Here is a 6855-nt window from a genome sequence, read left to right as displayed (position 1 = left end):
CCTGTAACGACGGGAGAAAGACCGTGCAATGCGGGCCCTCTCCTTCATCCTTGATAGATGTGCACAAAATCCTGGTGGCGAGGTGGCTTGTCCCCTCGCCACAGGTTCAGAGTCGACGCTTGCGATTGAGGTAAGGGATGGTGGTAGCCGGTATGTCCGGCTGTTGCACGTGTGTGGTGGTATGGGTTGCCAACGCCGCGAGCGTCGATTGGCTGAAGAGCGTGCGCGCATCCACGTGCAAGCCGACCTGGCGCATGCGCGCCACCAGGCCAACCGCCAATAGCGAATGCCCGCCGAGTTCAAAGAAGTCGTCGTGCCGGCCGACTCGCTCGACCTCGAGCAGCTCGGCCCAAATCCGCGCCAACGTTGCCTCGACCTCCCCCTCGGGCACCTCATAACGACGGCTGAGCAGCGCGTCGGCAGCCGGTGCCGGCAGGGCCTGGCGGTCCACTTTGTCGTTGGGGGTCAGGGGCAACGCGTCAAGCAGCACATAGGCGCCTGGAACCATGTGCTCCGGCAAACGCTCCAGCAGATGAGCCCGCAAGGCCTCGATGGACGGTGCTTCGCCGCCTTCGCGCACGGTGTAATAAGCCACCAGACGCTCGTCGCGCAGCAGCACCACGGCTTCGCGCAAGGCCGGGTGCTCGATCAGCCGTGCCTCGATTTCCCCCGGTTCCAGGCGTACGCCGCGCAGCTTGACCTGGAAGTCGTTGCGTCCCAGGTATTGCAAGTTGCCGTCGGGAAGATAACGCACCAGATCGCCCGTGCGGTACAAGCGGTCGCCGGCCACGAACGGACTGTCGATAAAGCGCTCGGCCTGCATCTGCGCCAGCCCCAGGTAACCGCGCGCCACGCCGACCCCACCGATGTGCAACTGGCCGCCGACACCGAACGGTACCGGACGGTCGTGGGCGTCGAGTACATAGAGTCGGGTATTGCACAGGGCCTTGCCAATCGGCACCACAGCCTCCGGTACCGGCATGTGCGGTTCCAGGGTCCACCCGGTACTGTCCACCGTGGTTTCGGTCGGGCCATAGACGTTGTGCAAACGAACCCACGGCAGCCGCTCACGCACGCGGCGGGCAACAGCGACGGTGAGCTCACCGCCACCGTTGAGGATGTCGGTGAGACTGGTGCATTGGCTGACGTCATCCTGTTCGATGAACTGTTGCAACAGCGCCGGCACGAACTTGACCACGGTGATGGCCTGCTCACGGATCATTTGGACCACATAGGCCGAATCGCGATTGCCATCGGGACGCGCCAGCACCAGGCGCATGCCGGAGCACAGCGGCCAGAAGATTTCCCAGACCGAGCTGTCGAAGCTGAACGGAGCCTTCTGCAACAAGGCGCCGTGTTCGGTAGGCGGGCTGATCTGCGACCCCCAATGCACCATGTTGCAGGCGCCACGGTGTTCGAGCATCACGCCTTTGGGGACGCCAGTGGACCCGGAGGTGTAGATCATGTAAGCCAGACTCGAACCGCTCAGGCCCGGCACGAACGGTTTGTCGGCCGGGTGTTCCTGCCAGGCGCAACGGTCGAAATCGATCAGCGGCAAATCGGATTCGCCGAGCAGACGCCGGGTTGCCTCGTGCACCAGGACCGCTACCGGAGCGCTGTCGCGCACCATATGGTTCAGGCGCTCCAACGGGTAATCGGGGTCCAGCGGTACATAGGCGCCGCCGGCCTTGAGAATGCCGAGCAGACCGATCACCAACTCCGGGCCGCGCTCGACGCAGATCGCTACCCGCGATTCAGGCCGCACGCCCCGCTCGCACAGGTGCCCGGCCAATCGATTGGCCTGCTCGTCGAGTTCGCGGTAGGTCAGCCGCCGTGAGCCGGCCTGCACCGCAATCGCGTCCGGCTTGCGAGTAACCCAGTCTTCAAACAACCCATGGATAGTCTGCTCGATCGGGCAATCGACCTGAGTGTCGTTGAACTCGACCAATAAGCGCTGGCGTTCGGCATCCGGCAAGATCGACAGACTGTTCACCGGCGCTTGCGGCGCCTGCTCCAACGCATCAACCAGGGCCTGTAATACCGTTTGCATATAACCGCAGATTCGCCCGGCGCCGAGGCCCATCCGGGTCTTGGCGATGAGTCTGAAGTCCGTGCCTGAATCCTCGGCGATCAGGCTGAGCGGATAGTTGGTACGCTCCTCGCTGACCAGGGTCTCGATACCTTGCCAGGCCTGTCGCGCCTCCTCGTCCGGTACTTCGTCGGTGTTATGACGATAATTGAACAAGGCGCTGAACAACGGCGATGGCGCCGCAACGCCACTGCAACGCTGAGCCAGCGCCAGCGAGGCATGTTCATGGGTCAACAGCGCACTCAACCGGGCATGGGTGGCCTGCACGCCGGCGCGCACGCCCTCGCTCACATCCACCCGCAATGGCAGGGTATTGATGAACACCCCCAGCGCCCGGTCCGCGCCCTCGCCGCCCTGCATGCGCCCCATCAACACCGTGCCGAACACGACCCGGTCCTGTCCGGAGGTCGCCGCCAGCACCTGAGCCCACGCCAGATGGAACAGGCTGGCGGCGCTGACGCCCAGCGTCCGGGCATGGTTGCGCAAGCGTAGCGCCAACCCGCCATCCAACGATTGCACCGCTTCGTCGATGCCCCGGCCCTCATCGCGCACATCGCTCAAACCGAACGGCAGGGTCGGTTCGTCGATATCGCCAAGCATTTCGCGAAAGAACTGTTCATGCGTGTGTTCGCTGACGCCCAGGCGCGTCTGGGCCACATAGTTACGATACGGCACCGCCGCCGCAAGCGGCTCGGTCCGCCCCAGCAGGCTGGCCTGCATCTCCTGGCGCATGATCTCCAGTGCCACGTGATCCAGCGCCAGGTGATGGAACAACAGCACCGCAACCACCCGCCGATTTACCGGATCATGGGCGTACACCAGCCGGATCAGCGGCGCCTGGCTGATGTCCAGGCGGTAGTGACGGGCATCGAAGCGTTCATGCAACTGATCGAGAATGGCCCCTTGGGCCGGATCCAACTGCACTTGCTGCACCGGCAATCGGGCCTCACGCCAGACCACCTGCACCGGCGTGGTCAATCCTTCCCAGAGCACGGCGCTGCGCAGGATATCGTGCCGGACCATGACCTGGCGCAGTGCATCGGCGAAGGCTTCGAGGCGCTCGACACTGTCGAATGCCAGACGCGATTGCAGGAGGTACGGATCGCCCAGCTCTGCGGTGACGTGGTGATAGAGAATGCCCTCCTGCAACGGCGCCAGGGGATAGATGTCCTGCACATTGCCCGCCCCACCCGGCACGGTGGCGACGACACGGTCGAGGGTGTCCTGATCCAATTGCACCAGCGGCAACATTTGCGGTGTGATATGGATGCAATCCGCTGCAATCCTGTTGGCCGGCACGACGATCTCTCGCCCGTTGCCGGTCGCAGCCGCCAGGGCCGCGAGGGTCGGCTGGCCGAACAACACCTGTACATCGGCAGCCAAGCCATGCTGGCGCATCCGCTCGGCCAGGCCTACCGCCAGCAGTGAATGACCGCCCAGCTCAAAGAAATGGTCATGACGCCCGACTCGTTCAATCTGCAGTACTTCAGCCCAGAGCCGCGCCAACAGGTTTTCGGTTTCGCCCTGGGGCGCTTCGTACTCCCGGCGAACCAGTGCCTCCGGGCCCGGTGCCGGCAACGCCTGGCGATCGAGTTTGCCGTTGGGTGTCAAAGGCATCGCCGCCAGCCGCACGTAGGCCGTCGGAAGCAACGCGGCTGGCAGGCAGGACTTCATGTGATCATGCAAGGCCGCAATGTCCAGCGGCTCTCGCTCAGTGAACCACGTCAATAGTTGCTCGTTGCGCACCAGGGCCACGGCCTCCCGCACCGCGACATGACGGCCCAGCGCAGCCTCGACTTCCCCCAACTCGATGCGTACGCCACGGACTTTCACCTGGTCGTCGTTGCGGCCCAGGTACTCCAGATGACCATCGAAGCCCCACCGCGCAAGGTCTCCGGTGCGGTACATCCGCGCTTGCGGATCATGGCTGAAGGGGTCCTTGAGAAAACGCTCTTCGGTCAATTGCGCACGGTTCAGATAGCCTCGGGCAACCCCGGCGCCACCGACATACAACTCGCCCGCCACCCCCATCGGCACCGGGCGCTGTCGGTCGTCAAGCAGATGCACCGTCGCATGGGTCACAGGCTTGCCGATATGCGGCAGCCCTGCGACATCGATTTTCCCCGACGTGGCAACGACCGTGGCCTCGGTCGGACCATAGTTGTTCACGACCTCGAATGTCTGCGGGTGAGGAAGAGATCGCAAACGATCGCCACCAATGAGCAACGTGCGCAAGGTCGGATGTTGCAAGTGACGGCTGAAGGCGTACTCGGCCACCGGCGTCGGTAAGAAGCTGATGTCCAGCGGCTGTTGGCACCACCAGTCGAGCAAGGCATCAATGTCTTCCCCGCCCTGGCTTGCGGCTGGCAAATGCAGGGTTGCCCCTGCACACAGCGCGGGCCAGATCTCCCAGGCCATGGCGTCGAAACCGAATCCTGCCAGGCTTGACGTATGGCTGCCGCTGCCCAGGCCGAACGCGTCACAATGCCAGTCCACCAGATGGGACAGTGCGCGGTGCTCGACCATGACCCCTTTCGGCAGACCGGTGGAACCCGAGGTATAGATGACGTAGGCCAGGTGTTCGTCGGTCAAGCCCGCTGGCCGGGTATTGGAGGCAAGCCCCGATGGCCAGGTGCGACGGTCGAGATCGAGCACTGGCACGTCCAGGGCCGGCAGTCGCTCACGCACATCGCGTTGGGTCAGCACCGCTACCGGCACACTGTCGCCGAGCAGGTAGCTCAAGCGTTCGGCGGGATATTCCGGATCGATCGGCACGTATCCGGCACCGGCCTTGAGGATCGCCACCAGCCCGACCAGAGTGTCCAGGCCCCGCCGCGCCACAATCGCTACCCGCTCGTCCGGTCGCACACCGAGCCCGATCAGATGATGGGCCAGGGCATTGGCGCGCCCGTTCAAGTCGCCATAGGTCAGGCTGCATCCAGGCGCGACCGCCGCCACGGCGTCCGGCCGTTGCGCCGCTACCGCCTCGAAACGTTGGTGAATCGTCCGTCCTCCGGAGGACTCACCCTGGGGACCACGCCATTGCCGCAACAGTGAATCTTCCGCAGGCGTGCTCAAGGCAAAATCGGCCACCGGCAGGTCGGCGTTCTCCAGCCCCTGCTCCAGCACCCAAAGCAAACGCTCGGCCAATGCCGCTATTTCCACCGCCTCGAAATACGCCTCGTTGTAGACCAGGTGCAACCAGACCTTGTCGTTATAGCGATTGCTGCGCAGATGGATGGCCAGCGGCATGGCCTCATGTCGATTGGAAACCTTGATCGTGTGGGCCAACGCTTCACCGTAACGGTAGTCATGATCATCCTGTTCGTAGGACACCGACACGTCGAACAGCTGGGCGCGGTCCTCACGCAGCAGGCCCAGTGCCCGATTCATATCGCTGAGGGAAAAGCGCTGGTGGCGGAAGTCCTGTTTCAATTGCCTGCATACTTCACCAACCAGCTCGCCGAACGGGCGTTCGCGCCCCAGGGAGAGACGCACGGCACTGACCTGAGTAAACAACCCCAGGGTTTCCTTGAACCTGGCCCCGGACCGGTTGAGCAGCGGCAACCCGACCACCCATTCGTCACGTTGTCCGGTGCGACTGAAATAAACGTACAGCGCTGCCAGCAACACATGGAATGCCGAAGCGCCGAGGTGCCGGAACGCCTGCTTCATGCGTTCATGCAGCAAAGCGGGAAAGGCATGCACATGGGTACGGCCCGGTGCGGCGTCCCCCGCAAGGCGCTGTCGGTAGCGCGGTATCAATAATGGTTCCGGCAGGACGCAATACTTGTCCAGCCAGTAAGCCCTGTCCCGTTGCGCCCGCGCCGATTGCCGGTAATCGGCTTCCTCGCGGATGAATTCGACATAACCCGGCGCCGACAGCGGCGGTTGCCCGGCCAATAACAACGCACTGTAGATGTCGCCCAGGGACTTGAGCATCTGGCCAAACCCCCAGCCATCCAGGATCAGGTGATGGGCCTGGGTAGCGAGCCAGTGACGGGTCGCATCGAGGCGGATCAGGCTGAAACGGAACAGCGGCTCGCCTTCCAGCCCATACATCTGCTGCATCTGCTCCTGGATCAGCGTCTGCGCCATGGATTCAGGATCAGGATGGGTCGCGAAATCATAGAACGGCATCGATACCGGCAACGACGCTGCAAAACGCTGCCGTGGCAGACCCTCGTTGCCCGGCAGCAACACCGTGCGCAGCGCGTCATGCCTGGCCACCAGACATTCGAGCGCACCTTGCATCACTTGCGCATGCAACGGGCCGGTCAGTTCGACATAACCGCCGATGTTGTACAACGGCGAGTCACCCAGCCGTCGCTGATCGAGCCAGATGTCTCGCTGGGGGGCGGTCAGGGGGAAGCTTTCGGATGGCATGGCAAGGCCATCCACCGCAACAGCGGGTACAGGGTTCATAAGATCCTTCTCATATGATTGCGCGGATTTGCACCCCCCACTCGGGTGCCGTGGTTCCGGACAACCCCATCCCGTGGGGCCCTACTTGGCGTCAAGAGTATCAGGCATCTCTCAAAATTCCTGACCCAATAACTGAAAGTCTTGTAGGAAAAACGCCATCCTCCAGGGTATGTCCCTGATTTCCGCCACGGCGGCGTCAAAGCGCCAACCTGATTTGCGATGGCGTGTCGATCCGATCACCGCTTGTTTACAGATGTGCTGCGCCGCACAAACCGCATCCCGCGAGACGCTGTCTCAATACCCGAGGCAGACGTAGAATGGTGCACCACCTTTCAATACCT

At 63.1% G+C, this 6855-nt stretch carries 1 protein-coding gene; it reads right to left on the bottom strand.

Features of this window, described 5'->3' with window-relative positions; translation table 11 throughout:
- Positions 1-106: 106 nt before the first annotated feature.
- Positions 107-6514: a non-ribosomal peptide synthetase gene (locus tag LCU97_RS04230; RefSeq protein WP_232775648.1), complete on the bottom strand. Its 6408-nt coding sequence runs from the start codon at positions 6512-6514 to the stop codon at positions 107-109.
- Positions 6515-6855: the final 341 nt, after the last annotated feature.

The sequence above is a fragment of the Pseudomonas uvaldensis genome, assembly GCF_021271205.1.
GTDB classification, from domain to species: domain Bacteria; phylum Pseudomonadota; class Gammaproteobacteria; order Pseudomonadales; family Pseudomonadaceae; genus Aquipseudomonas; species Aquipseudomonas uvaldensis.
The sequence above is the reverse complement of the archived record's forward strand: the minus strand, read 5'-3'. Positions and strand labels throughout refer to the sequence as shown.

Bases quoted from the DNA above. Each gene is read 5' to 3' on its own strand.
- LCU97_RS04230 (WP_232775648.1), bottom strand. From the start codon at position 6,514: ATGAACCCTGTACCCGCTGTTGCGGTGGATGGCCTTGCCATGCCATCC.